The organism is Aminobacterium thunnarium (assembly GCF_055390565.1).
In genome coordinates this window covers 1069282-1082873 of the sequence record NZ_AP042412.1, presented here as the reverse complement: position 1 = coordinate 1082873, position 13592 = coordinate 1069282, and the positions used below count along the sequence as shown (strand labels likewise).

Sequence of the window (13592 nt, the reverse complement as noted above, 5' to 3'; positions counted from 1 at the left end):
ATAGACTCTTTATTTTTTATAAAGCTCTGCAAGGAGAACTAAAAGGCTGTTATAATCTATCTGCTTTTAAGTTTTGCTCTTAAGGAGGCGTTGATGCCTGTGGCTTTTGTAACTCTTAAAGATGTTGTAATACGACCTGAGTTTATGCAACTTCCTTTTAAACTTTCCCCTTATAAGAAAGAGGAGGGAAGGGATATTGTAGAAATAGGTTTTGGCAACGGCGAATTCCCCGTTTATATGGCAAAAAATAATTCTCAAGATACCTTTTGGGGAATAGAAGTTTCACAAACATGTGTTTTGAAGGCAGCGAAAAGAGCGCGGAGCTTGGGAATCGCGAATTTATTCCTTATGTGTGGGGATGCACGTTTCTTACTTAGAGAGTGTTTTGAAGATGAGAGCATCGATAAGGTCTATATGAATTTCCCATGTCCTTGGCCAAAATCTCGCCATGAGAAAAGAAGAGTTACATATATTGGTTTCGCAGATATGTTGGCAGCCGTTCTTAAATGTGGTGGAGTTTTCGAACTCGTTACAGATGAAGAATGGTATGCGGAAGAGGTTCGAGATGTTTTATCTTCACACAATGCTCTTCAATTGCGTACTTTCGAGAGGAATCCATCTCGTCCGGTAAAGACGAAGTATGAGAGAAAATGGCTGGCACAAGGTAAGGATATTTTTCTGGTTCAGATAGAGAAAAAAGAGAGATTTACAGTAGAACGCCTCATAAAGGAGGAAGAAACGGTGAACACAAAAATAGAGACTAGTGCATGGACTTTGGCAGACCTTGATTCACTCAATGGGTATGAGGGAACTGAAGAAGATTGCCATTGGACATATAAAGGATACTATACATCGCCTGAGGGTGCCTTTCTTATTCAGACCATAGCATCCGATGGTGGTTTTGAGCAGCGTTATTTTTTAAAGCTGGTAAAGAAAGAAAATGAGACTCTTATAAAACTTGATAGTAATTGTGCAGCTTTTAGAACACCTGCATTAAAAAGATCACTTTATTATCTTGCTGATTATCTGGGCAGGGTAGTTGATCGTTCATGAAGGGGTATTGTGTTAAACCTATTGGTATTGTGAAATCTTCTATAGGCGAACCTGTTTCTCCTGATTCATTTAAGGAACATCATTCTAGCATTCTTCTTGATCCTTTTTATCTTCCTGCTTTTGAAGACATAAAGGAGGGCACCGAAATTTTAGTGATTTTTCGCTTTCACAGGTCTTCTGCCTTTCCTTTTCAGGTTCATCCAAGGGGAGATTTGCGTCGGCCGTTGCAGAGTGTTTGTTCAACATGTTCTCCCCGTCGTCCAAACTTTTTGGGAACGACTCGTTGTCGACTTTTGAAAAAAGAGGGGAACACTCTTTTTGTTGTTGGTCTTGATGCCATAGACGGTACTCCAATTCTTGATATCAAACCCTTTGTAATGGAGTCTTTCAAATGAAGGACGTACGTCCTACATCATCTAAAGTTCTTCAGGCGTTATTTAATATACTGGGGTCTCTTCAAGAGGTGGCTTTTCTTGATCTCTTTGCTGGTACCGGAAAGGTTGGTGCTTTTGCTTATGAGCGGGGAGCAAGGCCAGTTGTAGAGGTTGAGCTTGTGCGTAAGAGGGCTGAAGCTATTCGCAAAAATTTTAAAAAAGAGATAGATAGCGATTCTTATATTGTGCTATCAATGGATATACGAAGGGCTTTGCAGTGGTTACAGAAAAAAAATCATTCTTTTGATATTATTTTTGCAGATCCCCCTTATGAAGAAGGGTGGCCCAATAGAATTCTGGATCTTCTGAAAGAAGCACCTGTTATTTTGAAAGATAATGGTTTAATTATAATAGAGCATTCAATACGAGAGCCTATTATAATTCAAGGTGACGATTTTATTGTGACAGACTCACGTACTTATGGAGATACGAACCTCACCTTTTTAAAGAAGAAGGAGGTCTTTGAATGAAACGCCCTATACGTGCTGTTTACCCGGGGTCTTTCGATCCTATTACGAACGGTCATATTTATATAGCGGAAAGGGCAGCTGCTTTGTTTGACGAACTTGTTGTCAGCGTGTTGCTTAATCCTCAGAAAAAAGCAACTTTTAGTGTAGAAGAGAGAAAAGCAATGGCTAGAGAAGCATTAAGTCATCTTCCTAATGTAAAGGTGAATTCGTTTACCGGACTTCTTGTCGATTTTTTACGCCAAGAGCGAAGTCGTATTATCATTCGTGGTCTCCGTGCTTTATCGGATTTCGAATACGAATTTCAACTAGCTCTCATGAACAGGCAATTAGCGCCGGACATAGAAACATTATTTATCGTTACGGAGGCTAAATACTCGTATCTTTCAAGCCACGCAGTGAAAGAGATTTTCCATTTTGGAGGCCCTGTTCAGGAAATGGTTCCTCCAGGGGTATATCGTCGGCTGCGAGAACGTTACCCTAAGCCGTTTTCCAATTGATAAGGGATTGCTCGTAATTCATGTTCTGTGTACGGAGTATCTACGAGATATTCCCATAATGTCGATGCAATATTCTCAAGTTGGAGTAACCGACGAGATGGTCCTCTGAAAGAAGGAATATATCCTCTGGTAATAATGGGTAACGTTGTTTTGCTACGCATCTCTTTTAGCAATTTTTTCCCGCGGGAAGAAAAACCGAGAACACGTATATATTGAGGTCCCAGCCGTTGAAAGGCTCTGTTTTCCCAATGTTTGATGCCTAAAAGCCAATCAATGGCGAAGCGTTGAATTGTCCCCTTTGTGTAACGCTTAGATGTTGCTTGTGATACGAAATCATCCCAGGAAAGAGAGGTTCCGGCCAATTTATAAAATAGGTTTTCGAGACCTTCTTTCATCTCTGCTGTTTTTGCAATTTCTTGAGGTGTGCTTCGTAAAAGACTTGTTTGGAGAAAGGGCCATAATTTTTGGGCAGAGTATGCAATCCGACCACTCTTGCAGGCTTCTTCTATGAGAGATCGGGAAAAGGATGGAAGAGCATCAAGTATGTTTTCCTGTTTTCCTCCTCTATATGCTTTTCGTATCGCTGAGGCACTTGCCCATGTTCCTTGAAAAGTTTCGTCGTGGTAGCCAGCTCCCTTTCTCTCTATAGGAACACAATGTAATGGGTATTTGTTTTTTTCGATGTGAAGAAGATACGCCAATGCAAGGGAGTTATTAGGTTGAGAGAGTATTGAACCTGAATCTGGAATTAATGCTTCCAGAGCCGAAGCACGCGCTTTCACATATGAAAAGCCTTTTTCAAGATATCTTCTGAGTTCTCTCTTGAAAGGTTCAGGTTCGTGAATTAGAATGTCAAGGATTGTGGATAAATCGCAATTATGGTTTTCCATACCAAAAGAAAGATGGGTTACACTGTGACATGCTGCCAGAATATCTACCGCTCCTGCGGCAAAAACTCCGGCATTATGGCATGAAAAAAATACAGGTAGTTCTAATACTACGTCTGCGCCGGCTTCTAAGGCGAGAGCTGTGCGTTGCCATTTATCTAAAAAAGCAGGTTCTCCTCTTTGTGTAAAATGGGAAGAAAGAACGACGACGATTTCTGAAGCATCTGTTTTCCGTGTTGCTTCATTTAACTGAAAAACATGCCCGTTATGTAAAGGGTTATACTCAGCGATGATGCCAACAACATTTTTTGACATAGGTAATCACGCTTTCTATAAATATATAATAATACAGATACTCTTAAAGATACCCTGTAGAATTCTATCAGGTCAAGGAGAGGGAGGAATCCAAAAGCAATGAAAGTATTGGTTATTAACTGTGGAAGTTCATCTTTGAAGTATCAGCTTTTCGACATGGAGACAGAAGCTGTTCTCGCTAAGGGATTGGTTGAGCGTATTGGTATTGAAGGTTCTCGAATTAAGCACACGAAGGTTGGAATGGATGCTGTCATTCGTAATACAGAAATTTCTAACCATAAAGTGGCTATTAAATATGTTCTTGAGGCCCTTCTTGATCCTCAGCATGGGGTACTTAAGAGTCTTGATGAGCTCAATGCCGTAGGGCACAGAGTCGTTCACGGTGGAGAGAAATTTGCACGTTCAGTTATGATCGATAAAGATGTTATCGAAGCTCTTCAGGAGTGCGTGCCTCTTGCACCTCTTCATAACCCAGCAAACCTTATGGGCATTGAAGCTATGCAGGAAGTTCTTCCCAATGTTCCTCAGGTTGGAGTTTTTGACACAGCTTTCCACCAGACAATGCCTGGACAGGCTTATATGTACGGTGTTCCTTATCACTATTATGAAAAGTACAGAGTTCGCCGTTATGGCTTCCACGGAACAAGCCATTTCTATGTTTCTCATAGAGCAGCTGACTTCCTTGGTAAAAAAGTTGAAGATCTTAAGATTGTCACATGCCATTTAGGAAACGGAAGCTCCATAACAGCTGTTGATGGCGGAAAATCTGTTGATACTAGCATGGGATTCAGCCCCCTCCCCGGAGTTATCATGGGAACACGTGCTGGTGATGTTGACCCTCAGCTTCTTACATTCCTTGCTGAGCAAGAAGATCTTGATCCCAAAGCCATGAGTCACATTTTGAATAAAGAAAGTGGACTCCTTGGTATCTCTGGTGTAAGCAGCGACCTTCGCGATGTAGAGGAAGAGGCAGAAAAGGGTAACAAACGCGCAGAATTGGCAGAGTCTATGCTTTATTACGGTATTAAAAAGTATATTGGTGCTTATGCTGCTGCTATGGGTGGCATAGACGTGCTTGTTTTTACTGCTGGTATCGGAGAAAATAGTGCTAAAGCTAGAGAAAAAGTATGTAGCGGTCTTGAGTTCCTTGGTGTTAAACTTGATGCAGAGAAAAACAACATCCGAGGAAAAGAAGCTGTTATCAGCACAGACGATTCTAAAGTAACGGTACTTGTAATCCCGACAAACGAAGAACTTGTAATTGCTCGAGATACTAGAGATATCGTCTCAAAGTAAGACAGAAAGAAGGAGGAAATCTCATGGCAATTACTGATCTGCCGTCTGACTGGTCATTTTGGGTGCATTTGCCAGGCAGGGAGGAAGGGCCGGATGTGGTAGATGCTTCTTGGCAAATAGAGATGAAACAATCTATTGTTTTTGCCCAAGAAGAATTTTCTTTTCTTTCTCCGTTGCAGGTTGTCGCTCATGTAAGTTGGGCTGATCAGTCTGTCATGGTCCAGATTGAACTGGAAACTACACTTTCAGTTCCCTGTGTTCGTTGTCTTGAACTAACAGATATTGCATTACAGACACATTTCATGTATCTTTACTCTTTGCGGGATTCTGTTACATCTGAGCGAGAACAAGAATCAGATGAGCATCTAGTTTTGGTAGACGCTTTGGAGAATAAATTAAATATTACTCCGCAGGTATGGGAAAGTCTCATATTGAGCCTTCCCACCAACCCTCTTTGTAGAGAGGATTGCAAAGGACTTTGTCCTGTTTGTGGCGCTTCTCTCAACGATGGTGATTGTGGCTGCAACCGTGAGACTAGAGACCCCAGACTCGCAGATTTGCTAAAAATCAAGAAAGAAGATTTGGAAGCTTAAGGAAAAGGAGGGGAACGAGTATGGCAACACCTAAAAGTAGAGTTTCTCATGCACGTACGCATAAAAGAAAAGCAAATTGGCTTGGATCTGCTACTGCACCTGGACTTACAACTTGTCCGCACTGTGGAGAGATAATTATGAATTATCGTGCTTGCCCTGAGTGTGGATACTACAGAGGCCGTAAAGTTGTAAAAACGGGAGAAGAAGTAGTAGCCGAGGAAGCATAAGATTTAAGATTAAAATGAGGCGTGAGCTGCATCGAATTGATTTGGCTCACATAAAATAGCGGAGGGCATGTGTCCTCCGCTATTTTTTTCTTGACCAGAAAGCTGAAAAATATTATACTGACCCAGTCATCAGATCAGATATTAGTACCAGGTCTTAAAAACTGGAGGTTGTGACGATTCGTTCGAAACGGAAAAAGCAAAGACAGGAAAAGCTATTAAAGTTTTTAGAACAGAATCCGCTTTATACAGACAAAGAATTAGCTGATGCTTTAGACGTTAGCGTCAGTACCGTCCGTCTTGATCGTGCGTTACTGGGAGTGCCAGAGCTAAGAGAACGTACTAAAAATATGGCCCAAAGGGCTACAAGCAAACTGCGTTCATTGAAACAAAGCGAAGTTGTAGGAGACCTTCTTGAACTCGAGCCCAATAAATGGGCGCTGTCAGTCCTTCAAACAAAAAAAGATATGGCATTCCGCCATACAGATTATGTGTGTGATCATTATATATATTCCCAGGCTAGTTCAATTGCAATAGCGGTAGTTGAGGCCGATATGGTCATAATCGATTCAATGAGAGGCGAGTATAAGAGCCATGCTAAGGTTGGGGATGTTTTGATCGCTCGTGCAAAAGTTGGTGTGCATAAGGATAATAAATATATCGTTAGTGTGCGAACTCGGGTTGGAGATCATGAAATTTTTGTAGGCCGTTTTATAGCCGTGGTCATAAACTCCCTCGAGACGAGAGATTAAGAGGGGAGGCAAACGTAACAATGTTATTGGCTGTTGATGCCATGGGAGGCGATAATGCTCCCCACGAACCTTGTAAAGGTGCGATATTGGCGTGTAGAAAATTTAGAGATCTGGAGATCGTCCTTGTAGGGGACCGTTCTCAAATAGAACCAATTATAGATCAGGCAGAGATTGATGTTCGAAAGAGACTCTCAATAGTCCATACAGAAGAGTTCATTTCTATGGATGAGCATCCAAGTCAAAGTATTCGTAAGAAGAGACACTCCAGCTTACGTCTTGCTATGGAAATGACGAGAAATGGGGAAGCTCAAGGTTGTGTCTCTGCAGGGAATACTGGTGCTATTGTTGCTGGTGGAGTCTTGGTTGTTGGAAGAATATCAGGAATAGACCGTCCTGCACTGGGAGTTGCTCTTCCTACGTTGAACAAGTATACCTTTCTTTTAGATGTGGGCGCTACAGTTCGAGCCAAACCAATAAACCTTTATCAATTTGCACTGATGGGAAATATTTATTCAAAGTGTATTTTGGGAGTGCCGTCCCCTGAGGTAGCGCTTCTTTCTAATGGCTCGGAAGACATAAAGGGCGATGAAGTTATTGCGAGTGCACGAGAGATGTTGAAAGCTAGCTCATTGAAATTTACTGGATATGTAGAAGGCGACGAAGTCCCCTTTAGTAAGGCAGATGTTGTCGTTTGCGATGGTTTTTCAGGAAATGTAGTCTTAAAATTCGCCGAAGGTGTTATACAAGCCGTCTATTCAATTGCAAAAGAGGAATTTGGACGGAGAGTATTGCCTAAAATAGGAATTCTTTTTATGGCCCCAATGCTTAAAGATTTGTGGGGGCGTTTTAATTACGAAAAACATGGAGGGACTCCTCTTCTCGGTGTAAATGGCGTGGTTATAAAAGCTCATGGACGATCTAAAGCTCCCGCTGTAGAAAGTGCAATACGAGTAGCGAGAAACTTTGTTTTACAGAAGGGTGTCGATCTCATTTCTGATGAGCTTGGCAAGGAGGTATAGTAATGGGTCAGTTAAATGGTCGTGATGTTGCGATTCTTGGGACTGGAATGTATGTTCCTAAAAGAATAATGACCAATAATGATTTGTCTGAAATGGTTGAAACAAATGACGAATGGATTCGGGAACGAACAGGGATTCGTGAAAGACGAATTGCAGCTGAAGGTGAGTTGACAAGTGATCTTGCCTATAAAGCGTCTTTAGCCGCATTGAAAAAGAGTGGAGTTTCTGCATCAGAGCTTGACATGGTTATAGTTGCAACCAATACTCCAGACACCCTTTTCCCTGGAGTGGCTCCTAAATTGCAAGGGAAACTTAAGGCTTCTCATGCTGGAGCTTTCGACGTACAGTCGGGATGTACAGGATGTATTTATGCTCTTACTGTTGCGATGACAGGCGTTAGCTGCGGACTTTGGAACAAGGTGCTCGTTGTCGGTGCTGAAGTATTGTCTCACGTTATTAACTGGGAAGATCGCAATACATGTGTTCTTTTTGGAGACGGTGCAGGAGCTGCTGTTCTTGGCCCTTCCGTTGAAGGCACAGGACGTTTCATATCTGCGGAGCTTCGTGCTGATGGCACAAAATCTGACTTTATAACCCTCCCTGGTGGACTTATTGAGAACCCCGCTTCGGAGAAAACGATTGCAGAAGGACTTCATTATGTTCACATGAAGGGAAATGATGTTTTTAAATTTGTAAATCGTGTTCTACCTTCTTTTCTCAAAAAGTTTGTTTCGGCATCTGACGTTGATCCTTCTGAAATTGATTGGTGGTTATTCCATCAAGCTAATCTCCGTATTATAGACGGAGTTATGAAACGTCTTGGAGCTGATCCTGAAAAGACATGGGTAAATCTTGATCGTTATGGAAATACGTCTGCTGCGTCTGTTTTCCTTGTTCTTGCAGAGTTGTTTGAGAGCGGAAAATTAGAAAAGGGGCAGAAGATGGTCCTCTCTAGTTTCGGAGCCGGGATGACATACGGTTCAATTCTGTATGAGATGTGAGGTGAATATTTTGGTTTGGAAAAACAGAGTAACGCAGCTCCTTGGTGTGCAATATCCACTCATACAGGGGGGTATGGCTTGGGTCGCTAACGCAACTTTAGCAGCAGCGGTAAGTAATGGGGGCGGTATTGGCCTCATAGGAGCCGCTAACATGCCGCCTGAGATTTTAGAGCAAGAGCTGATTCGTGCCAGAGAATTGACGGATAAACCCTTTGGACTGAATATTATGCTTATGTCCTCAACTGCTGATGCTGCTATGGAATTAGCAGCTAAGCACCGTGTTCCTATAGTGACAACAGGAGCTGGAAGCCCAGGAAAAGTTATTGAACGATTAAAACCCTTGGGAACAGTCGTTATTCCTGTAATTGCTTCGGTTGCTCAGGCTAAGCGCGTAGAGAAACAGGGTGCTGATGCTGTAGTTGCTGAGGGTACTGAAGCGGGAGGGCACATAGGTGATTTGACGACGATGGTTCTTGTTCCACAAATTGTTGATTCTGTGAATATTCCTGTTATTGCTGCAGGAGGCGTAGCCGATGGCCGTGGAATCGCCGCAGCCTTCAGCCTTGGCGCAGAGGGAGTTCAGATTGGAACTCGAATGGTTTGTTGCTCAGAATGCACCGTTCATCAAAACTACAAAGAAGCAATTTTAAAAGCCAGAGATAGAAGTAATGTAGTAACAGGTCGGCCAACTGGTCATCCTGTACGTTGTTTGAAAAATAAATTATCAGCACGGTTTGAAGAACTTGAAAATGCGGGAGCTTCAATAGATGACATAGAAAAATTAGGAACAGGGCGTTTGAGAGCGGCTGTTGTAGATGGAGACATTGAATGGGGCTCTGTTATGGCTGGCCAAAGCGCCGGAATGATAAACGATATAAAACCAGCGGCTGAGATAATTCAAACTATGTTTAATGAGGCTGCTGATGTTATATCCAGACTTCCACATTTTGAATTTTAAAGAATCGAGGTGTCACAAATGAAATATGCAGTAGTTTTTCCTGGTCAGGGAGCTCAAGAAGTAGGAATGGGAAAAAGTTTATATGACACCTTTGATGTAGCTAGGGATGTATTTGAAAGAGCAGATAAAGCACTAGGTTTTAAACTGAGTGACATTATTTTTAATGGTCCAGACGAGAAACTTACTCTTACTGCTTTTACGCAGCCAGCTATTTTAACGGCGAGTATCGCCGCATATTCAGTATTGACAGAAGCTTTCGGAGTTTCAATAGATGCAGATTATTTCGCTGGCCATAGCCTTGGCGAATATACTGCTTTGGTTGCCACGGGTGCTCTTTCGTTAGAAGATGGCGTTCGTTTGGTTCATCTTCGTGGCTCTCTTATGCAAGAGGCGGTTCCTGAAGGAGTCGGTGCAATGGCAGCTCTTATTGGACTTGATTCCGATGTGGTTTGTGATATATGTGCTGAGTTAGCACCGAATCAAGAATGCCAGCCTGCAAATTTTAATTCGCCTGGGCAAATTGTTATCTCGGGTAAGACTTCCTTTGTTGAAAAAGCAGCAGAAGAGGCTAAAAAAAGAGGAGCTCGTAAGGCAATAATGCTGAAAGTAAGCGCTCCATTCCATAGCTCCTTAATGAGGCCAGTTGCCGATCAGCTTCAGAAGGCTTTTGAGGAATGCGAGTGGCATGTTCCCTCGCGACCGGTTATAGCCAATGTTTCGGCAAAACCAGTTTCCACTGTAGAAGATATACAGAGTGCGCTATACCATCAGACATATAGTCCTGTTTTATGGACAGATTCTGTTATGTATATGGTTTCGCAGAATATAGATTCGTATTTGGAATTAGGGCCAGGAACTGTCTTGGCTGGTTTAATTAAGCGTTGCCAGAAGGGGCTTAAGACGTATTCTGCGATGAATGAAGAAGAGTTACGGGCTATAGCTGCCCTTTTCCAGGAGGAAGGAGCGGAATAGATATGCCAGAGAAGATAGCACTTGTTACAGGCGGAGGTAGAGGGATAGGAAAAGCTATTGCTTTGGAACTCGCTTCACGTGGACACAATGTGGCCATAAGTTACAACAGAAGCGAAAGCGAAGCAATGAACGTCTGTAAGGAAATAGAAGCTATGGGTGTTAAAAGCTTAGCTGTGAAATGTGATGTTACCGACGCTGAGCAAGTAGAGGCTCTTTTTTCAACAATAGAAGATTCATGGGGTATTGTGGAGATTCTTGTAAACAACGCAGGAATAACAAAGGATAATCTTCTGATGCGAATGAAAGATGATGACTGGGATAAAGTAATTGCAGCTAACCTTACCTCAGTATATCGTTGTTCAAAACGAGCCTTGAAGAAGATGGTAAAAGCACGATGGGGGCGTATTATTAATATCTCTTCTGTTGTCGCTTTGATTGGAAATCCAGGCCAGTCGAATTATTGCGCATCAAAAGCTGGAATTGTCGGATTTACCAAAGCTGTTGCGAGGGAATATGGGGCCCGCGGAATTACTTCAAATGCTATTGCTCCAGGTTTCATTGAAACTGATATGACATCCATCTTGAAAGATGAGATTAAACAGTCTATGCTGTCTCAGATTCCTTTAGGTAGAGCTGGAGTTCCTGAAGATATTGCAAAGGTTGCAGCTTTCCTTGCTTCAGATGATTCTGCATATATAACAGGTCAGGTTATTGCCGTCGATGGCGGAATGACTATGTGTTAAATTTATATTATGATGTGAGGAAGGGGGTGAAGGAGAATGAAAAAAGAAGAAGTGTTAGCACGCCTGAAAGAAATTATCATCGATAGATTGGATGTTGAAGAAAGCCAGATCGTTCCGGAGGCTTCTTTTGTTGAAGATCTTGGAGCTGACTCTCTTGATATTGTTGAGCTCATCATGGGTATTGAGGAAGAGTTCGACATTGAAATTCCTGACGAGGATGCGGAAAAGCTCACTTCCGTAGGGGAAGCAATGAAATATACCTTCGACAAGCTTGGAGTAGAAGAGTAAGTCAACAAATAAATGCATTTACAAGGCCGGAGGACACAGGTGTACACCTCCGGCCTTCTCAAAACTGAGAAATGCCCTATCCTTGAACGGTGAGGAGTGACGTATTTTGAGAAGGGTAGTTATCACGGGGTTAGGAGTAGTAAGCCCAATCGCGAATGGTAGGGAAAATTTTTGGCAGGCTCTTAAAGAAGGAAAAAACGGAGTCTTCCCTTTTTCAACATTTGATGCCAGTGATCTTCCTGTGACATTTGGTGCTGAGATTAAAGATTTTGACCCTACGCTTTGGCTTGACAAAAAAGAGGCAAAAAGATCTGATCGGGTTATTCATTTTGCTGTAGCAGCAGCTGATATGGCAGTCGAAGATGCCCATCTTGATATTAGTAGCCTGGATTCGAATAGATTTGGTGTTTATATTGGAACAGGACAGGGTGGCATAGAAACCACTTTTAACAATTTTAAAACTCTGATGGAAAAAGGACCGAGGCGTGTAAGCCCCTTCTTTATTCCTATGATGATCAGCAACATGTCTACTGCATATGTTGCTATTCGCTATGGAGCTAAAGGGCCTAATATGTGTGTTGTTACAGCATGTGCCACAGGAACAAATAGTATAGGTGAAGCCTACTACTCAATAATGAGGGATGACGCAGATATCATTCTTGCTGGAGGAACGGAAGCAGCTCTTCGTTCTATCAGTATTGCAGGTTTTGCTGCTATGAAGGCTCTTTCCACTAGAAATGACGAACCACAACGGGCATCTCGTCCTTTTGACAAGGATCGCGATGGTTTTGTAATGGGGGAAGGGGCAGGTGTTCTCGTTCTTGAGGACTTAGAGCATGCTTTAAAACGCGGTGCTACTATATATGGAGAAATTGTAGGATATGGTTCTACATGCGATGCGAGCCATATTACTGCACCTGATCCTCAAGGGGATGGAGCGGTCAGAGCCATGCGACAGGCCATGCGACAGGCAAAATGGCTTCCTGAAGATGTTGATTATATTAATGCTCACGGAACCTCTACAGAGCTTAATGATAAAATGGAAAGCATGGCAATTCGCACATTGTTTGGTGAGTATACCCCCAATGTTCTTGTCAATTCAACAAAATCAATGATCGGACATTGTCTTGGAGCTGCCGGAGCATTAGAAACAATAGCAGCGTTACAGTCCATAGTGGAAGGTGTCGTTCATCCTACGATCAACTACGAAACACCTGATCCTGATTGTGGAGTCAATGTTGTAGGCCAGGAGGCTGTACATAAATCTGTGTCCCGTCTTTTAGTTAATAGCTTCGGATTTGGTGGACATAATGCAGTTATAGCAGTACAGAAATACGAGGAGTAAGATAAAAAGTGAACGTATCTGAGAAGGAGCAATGGTGGCGACTTGCGCTTGCCTCCTTTCAGGAACGACTAGGATATTCTTTTGTTAATATAGCGACGTTAGAGGAGGCCCTAACCCATGCTTCCTTTGCTCATGAGGCGGGCCTTCCTTTTTTTAACGAGCGCTTAGAGTTCTTGGGCGATGCTGTTCTGGAACTAGTCGTTTCTGCTGGTTTATTTAATGAATACACTCATGAAGATGAAGGAGTCTTGACGCGATATCGTGCAAACCTTGTTTGTAAGGATGCATTGTCTGCGTGGGGGACTTCTATGGAGATTCCGCGCCTTGTTCGTTTAGGCAAGGGATTGGTCCATCAGGGGGCGAATGCATCTATTATTGCAGATGCTTCTGAGGCTGTTTTTGGGGCGGTGTTTTTTGACGGCGGATATGAAGCCGCATCGCAGGTTATACTAAGATATCTCTTTTTTCAGTCTAAAAGTAATGCGTATGATGAAAAACAAGATCCAAAGTCTCTTCTACAAGAAGAAACCCAAAAAAGAGGATTGGGGCAACCTCAATACAAAGTTGTATCATCAGAAGGTCCTTCTCATATGCCCCTTTTTACGGTGCAATTGAGTATAGGAGATCATTTTAAAGCTGTTGGGCGTGGACATTCGATAAAAATGGCTGAAAGTAAGGTTGCGCAACAGGTACTGACTCAAACGGAACTCTGGTGTAAAAATGATATTGATGGAGGGCCTTAGGA

General features: G+C 42.5%; 17 protein-coding genes. 16 read left to right on the top strand and 1 reads right to left on the bottom strand.

The genetic code is table 11. The features are described 5' to 3' along the window. The first annotated feature begins 93 nt into the window (after positions 1-93). Genes trmB through coaD form a run of 4 tightly spaced genes read left to right on the top strand, consistent with a single transcriptional unit; the run spans position 94 to position 2454 of the window. Positions 94-1053 carry a tRNA (guanosine(46)-N7)-methyltransferase TrmB gene (trmB, locus tag ACZ5GY_RS05355; RefSeq protein WP_213701069.1) on the top strand — a complete coding sequence of 320 codons (960 nt, stop codon included), beginning with the start codon at positions 94-96 and terminating at the stop codon, positions 1051-1053. Then, entirely contained in the window at positions 1050-1448 is a 399-nt protein-coding gene (locus tag ACZ5GY_RS05350) for an SAM-dependent methyltransferase (protein WP_213690219.1), read from the top strand. Before trmB ends, ACZ5GY_RS05350 begins: the two co-directional genes overlap by 4 nt. Then, a complete protein-coding gene (locus ACZ5GY_RS05345) occupies positions 1445-1957 on the top strand; it encodes an RsmD family RNA methyltransferase (protein ID WP_307880014.1) in 513 nt (170 codons plus the stop codon). Before ACZ5GY_RS05350 ends, ACZ5GY_RS05345 begins: the two co-directional genes overlap by 4 nt. Then, positions 1954-2454: a pantetheine-phosphate adenylyltransferase gene (gene coaD, locus ACZ5GY_RS05340; RefSeq protein ID WP_213690217.1), complete on the top strand. Its 501-nt coding sequence runs from the start codon at positions 1954-1956 to the stop codon at positions 2452-2454. The genes ACZ5GY_RS05345 and coaD overlap by 4 nt, the downstream gene beginning before the upstream one ends. Here the strand turns inward: coaD and ACZ5GY_RS05335 are convergent. Beyond that, on the bottom strand, positions 2430-3656 hold the full coding sequence (locus ACZ5GY_RS05335) for a tRNA(Met) cytidine acetate ligase (protein ID WP_213695722.1): 1227 nt from the start codon (positions 3654-3656) through the stop codon (positions 2430-2432). The two genes, coaD and ACZ5GY_RS05335, sit on opposite strands and share 25 nt — an antisense overlap. Positions 3657-3755: 99 nt before the next feature. On the opposite strand from ACZ5GY_RS05335, the gene ACZ5GY_RS05330 reads away from it, so the two are divergent. The 12 genes from ACZ5GY_RS05330 (at position 3756) to rnc (ending at position 13590) form a co-directional block, all read left to right on the top strand. Then, a complete protein-coding gene (locus ACZ5GY_RS05330; RefSeq protein ID WP_213690215.1) occupies positions 3756-4952 on the top strand; it encodes an acetate/propionate family kinase in 1197 nt (398 codons plus the stop codon). Positions 4953-4975: 23 nt separating this feature from the next. After that, the gene (locus ACZ5GY_RS05325) at positions 4976-5545 is read left to right on the top strand and encodes a YceD family protein (protein ID WP_464112070.1); all 570 of its coding nucleotides are present in this window, start codon (positions 4976-4978) and stop codon (positions 5543-5545) included. Positions 5546-5565: 20 nt separating this feature from the next. Beyond that, a complete protein-coding gene (gene rpmF, locus ACZ5GY_RS05320) occupies positions 5566-5772 on the top strand; it encodes a 50S ribosomal protein L32 (protein WP_213690213.1) in 207 nt (68 codons plus the stop codon). A 170-nt stretch (positions 5773-5942) separates the two neighbouring features. Further along, positions 5943-6521 (top strand): transcription factor FapR, encoded by a 579-nt coding sequence (gene fapR, locus ACZ5GY_RS05315; protein ID WP_213690212.1) that lies wholly within the window; start codon positions 5943-5945, stop codon positions 6519-6521. 20 nt (positions 6522-6541) lie between these two features. After that, a complete protein-coding gene (plsX, locus tag ACZ5GY_RS05310) occupies positions 6542-7540 on the top strand; it encodes a phosphate acyltransferase PlsX (RefSeq protein ID WP_213690211.1) in 999 nt (332 codons plus the stop codon). A gap of 2 nt (positions 7541-7542) precedes the next feature. Continuing rightward, positions 7543-8541 (top strand): beta-ketoacyl-ACP synthase III, encoded by a 999-nt coding sequence (locus tag ACZ5GY_RS05305; protein WP_213695720.1) that lies wholly within the window; start codon positions 7543-7545, stop codon positions 8539-8541. Positions 8542-8551: 10 nt separating this feature from the next. Next, positions 8552-9499: an enoyl-[acyl-carrier-protein] reductase FabK gene (gene fabK / locus ACZ5GY_RS05300; protein WP_464112109.1), complete on the top strand. Its 948-nt coding sequence runs from the start codon at positions 8552-8554 to the stop codon at positions 9497-9499. 18 nt (positions 9500-9517) lie between these two features. After that, on the top strand, positions 9518-10471 hold the full coding sequence (gene fabD, locus ACZ5GY_RS05295) for an ACP S-malonyltransferase (RefSeq protein WP_213690208.1): 954 nt from the start codon (positions 9518-9520) through the stop codon (positions 10469-10471). 2 nt (positions 10472-10473) lie between these two features. Further along, positions 10474-11214: a 3-oxoacyl-[acyl-carrier-protein] reductase gene (gene fabG, locus ACZ5GY_RS05290; RefSeq protein WP_213699391.1), complete on the top strand. Its 741-nt coding sequence runs from the start codon at positions 10474-10476 to the stop codon at positions 11212-11214. A gap of 36 nt (positions 11215-11250) precedes the next feature. Then, on the top strand, positions 11251-11502 hold the full coding sequence (acpP, locus tag ACZ5GY_RS05285; protein ID WP_213690206.1) for an acyl carrier protein: 252 nt from the start codon (positions 11251-11253) through the stop codon (positions 11500-11502). Between the two features lie 106 nt (positions 11503-11608). Next, positions 11609-12847, top strand: a complete 1239-nt coding sequence (fabF, locus tag ACZ5GY_RS05280; protein WP_213699390.1) for a beta-ketoacyl-ACP synthase II — start codon at positions 11609-11611, stop codon at positions 12845-12847. 8 nt (positions 12848-12855) lie between these two features. Beyond that, positions 12856-13590: a ribonuclease III gene (rnc, locus tag ACZ5GY_RS05275; protein WP_213690204.1), complete on the top strand. Its 735-nt coding sequence runs from the start codon at positions 12856-12858 to the stop codon at positions 13588-13590. Positions 13591-13592: the final 2 nt, after the last annotated feature.